Here is a 2,813-nt window from a genome sequence, read left to right as displayed (position 1 = left end):
CCGCTGGTTTGGAGACCCTGCTCAGGCAGAAAAGGGGTGGGATCGTGCGCGGGTGGGTTCAGGCCGCGCTCCAGATCTACCCCGCGGACGTAGTGGCGTTCTACGGGAAGGAGAAGAACTCCTTCGCCAACCCCGTGGGGTCCGCCACCACCGCCGGCATCGAGGGGCTGTTCGACGCCCTCGTCGCGGACGCGCCGCCCGGCGAGTTCGTGCCCCATCTCGACCGCATCCTCCAGGTGCGGTGCGTCCAGGGCTTCCCCCCTTCCCAGGCGATCTGGTTCCTCTTCGCGCTCAAGGGCGTCATCCGGGACGCGCTCGCCGGGGAACTTACGGACACGGCAGCGCTCAGGGACCTCATCGTCTTCGAGTCCAGGATCGACCGGATGGCGGCGTGTGCGTTCGACGTCTACGCGGGCTACCAGAAAAAGATCGCGGAGATCCGTGTCAACGAGATCAAGGGTCGGGTTTCGACGCTGAGCAAGATGTCGAAGATCCGTTACGGCGATCCGGAGGTCGATCCGGAACAGAAGGACGGCCCGATCGACACGGTCCTCCCCAAGTGAGGTGAGTGTCCGATGAACGTCTTCCTATCCCTGGTCGCGGTGCTGGCGGTCATGCTGGCGGCCTATGTGGGGACCGGAGTCCTGGACGCGAGGTTCCTCTTCGGGACCATCCTGCCGTACGCCGCCATCGCCACGTTCCTGATCGGCTTCATTTACCGCATCGTGGGTTGGGCGAAGTCGCCGGTCCCCTTCCGGATCCCCACGACCTGCGGGCAGCAGAAGTCGCTGGATTGGATCCGGCCCGACCGGCTCGATAACCCGCACGACACGACCGGCGTGATCGGCCGGCTGGCGCTCGAGGTCCTGTGCTTCCGGTCGCTCTTCCGGGACATGAAGATGGAGCGGCACGAGGAGGGGTCGAAGGTGGTCTACGGGCCGGGGATATGGCTCTGGATCGGCGCGCTCGCGTTCCATTACAGCTTCCTGGTCATCTTCGTGCGCCACCTCCGCTTCTTCACCGAGCCGGTCCCGTATGCCGTGAGCCTGTTACAGTCCGTGGATGGCTTCTTCCAGGTCGGAGTCCCGCCGGTCATGGCGTCGAACCTCTTCTTTTTGGCAGCCTTGGCGTTCCTGTTCGCCCGGCGCTTATGGACGCCGCAGCTCCGGTACCTCTCGCTCGCCTCGGACTACTTCCCGCTGTTCCTCCTCATCGGCATCGCGGGCACGGGCGTGCTGCTGCGGCACTTCGTCCGTACGGACATCGTGAACGTCAAGGAGCTCGGGATGGGGCTCGTGAGCTTCCATCCCGTGATCCCGAAGGGGATCCACTGGTTCTTCTTCCTGCACCTCACGCTGGTGGCCACGCTCCTCGCCTACTTCCCGTTCAGCAAGCTCATGCACTCGGGCGGCGTGTTCCTGAGCCCCACGCGGAACCTCGCCAACAACAACCGGATGGTGCGGCACATCAACCCCTGGAACGCCCCCGTCCATGTGCACACCTACGAGGAGTACGAGGACGATTTCCGGGACAAGATGAAGGCCGCCGGCATCCCGGTGGAGAAGGAGTAGATCGATGGCTGGGGCCCATAAATTCGACGAGGTGGAATACTACAAGCCCGAGGACCTTCTTGCATTGGACTACCGGCCGCCCGAGACCGGTTGGATGGACACGCCGGTCGACTTCCGGCCGGGGACCTGGATCTACCCGGGCAAGCCGAAGCATCTCGAATACCTCGGCCTCGCGAACCCGCGCCAGTGGTCGCCGACCGACGAGGACTGGAAGCTCCCCGAGAACTGGAAGGAGATCATCCTCGCCGGGATCAAGGAACGCCTCGAGAAGTACCGCTCCTTCAAGATCTTCATGGACATCTGCGTGCGCTGCGGCGCGTGCGCCGACAAGTGCCATTTCTATATCGGCGGCGGCGACCCCAAGAACATGCCCGTGCTCCGGGCCGAGCTCCTGCGATCGGTCTACCGGAACGACTTCACGGCTGCGGGGAAGATCCTGGGGCGGATCGCCGGCGGGCGCGAGCTCACCATCCCCGTCCTCAAGGAATGGTTCTACTACTTCTTCCAGTGCACCGAGTGCCGGCGCTGCTCGGTCTTCTGTCCGTACGGCATCGACACCGCCGAGATTACGATGATGGCCCGCGAGCTCCTCAACCTCCTCGGCCTGAACGTCAACTGGGTCATCGAGCCCGTCTCCAACTGTTTCCGGACCGGAAATCACCTGGGCATCCAGCCGCACGGCCTCAAGGACACGCTCACCTTTTTCGCGGACGACATCGAGGAGGCCACCGGCATCCGCGTGAAGATCCCCCTGAACCAGAAGGGCGCTGACGTCCTCTTCGTCACGCCCTCGGGGGACTTCCTCGCCGACCCCGGCACCTACACCTGCATGGGCTACATGATGCTGTTCCACGAGATCGGCCTCAACTACACGTGGAGCACCTACGCCTCCGAGGGCGGGAACTTCGGCCTGTTCACCTCGCACGAGATGATCAAACGGCTCAACGCCAAGATCTACGCCGAGGCCAAGCGGCTCGGCGTCAAGTGGATCCTGGGCGGGGAGTGCGGCCACATGTGGCGGGTCCTGCACCAGTACATGGACACGATGAACGGCCCCGCCGACTTCCTCGAGGTGCCGACCTCCCCGATCACCGGGACCCGGTTCGAGCACGCCCGTTCCACCAAGATGATCCACATCGTCGAGTTCACGGCCGACCTCATCAAGCACGGCAAGCTCAAGCTCGACCCGTCGCAGAACGATCTGCTCAAGGTGACGTTCCACGACTCGTGCAACCCCGCGCG

General features: G+C 64.1%; 3 protein-coding genes. All 3 read left to right on the top strand.

Going from position 1 to position 2,813, the window contains the following annotated elements; genetic code table 11:
* Positions 1–563 (top strand): RsbRD N-terminal domain-containing protein (locus tag VJ307_06000; GenBank protein HJX73692.1); only part of this gene is annotated, 563 nt, incomplete at its 5' end.
* A 12-nt stretch (positions 564–575) separates the two neighbouring features.
* Positions 576–1,571, top strand: a complete 996-nt coding sequence (gene dsrM / locus VJ307_05995; GenBank protein HJX73691.1) for a sulfate reduction electron transfer complex DsrMKJOP subunit DsrM — start codon at positions 576–578, stop codon at positions 1,569–1,571.
* A gap of 4 nt (positions 1,572–1,575) precedes the next feature.
* The coding region (locus tag VJ307_05990) for a (Fe-S)-binding protein (protein ID HJX73690.1) at positions 1,576–2,813 on the top strand (1,238 nt) is incomplete at its 3' end.

The organism is Candidatus Deferrimicrobiaceae bacterium, from assembly GCA_035256765.1.
Classification (GTDB): Bacteria; Desulfobacterota; Deferrimicrobia; order Deferrimicrobiales; family Deferrimicrobiaceae; genus CSP1-8.
This window is presented reverse-complemented; position numbering and strand designations above follow the sequence as displayed.

Excerpts from the sequence above, each read along its gene's own strand:
- dsrM (HJX73691.1), top strand. The coding sequence starts at position 576 with ATGAACGTCTTCCTATCCCTGGTCGCGGTGCTGGCGGTCATGCTGGCG.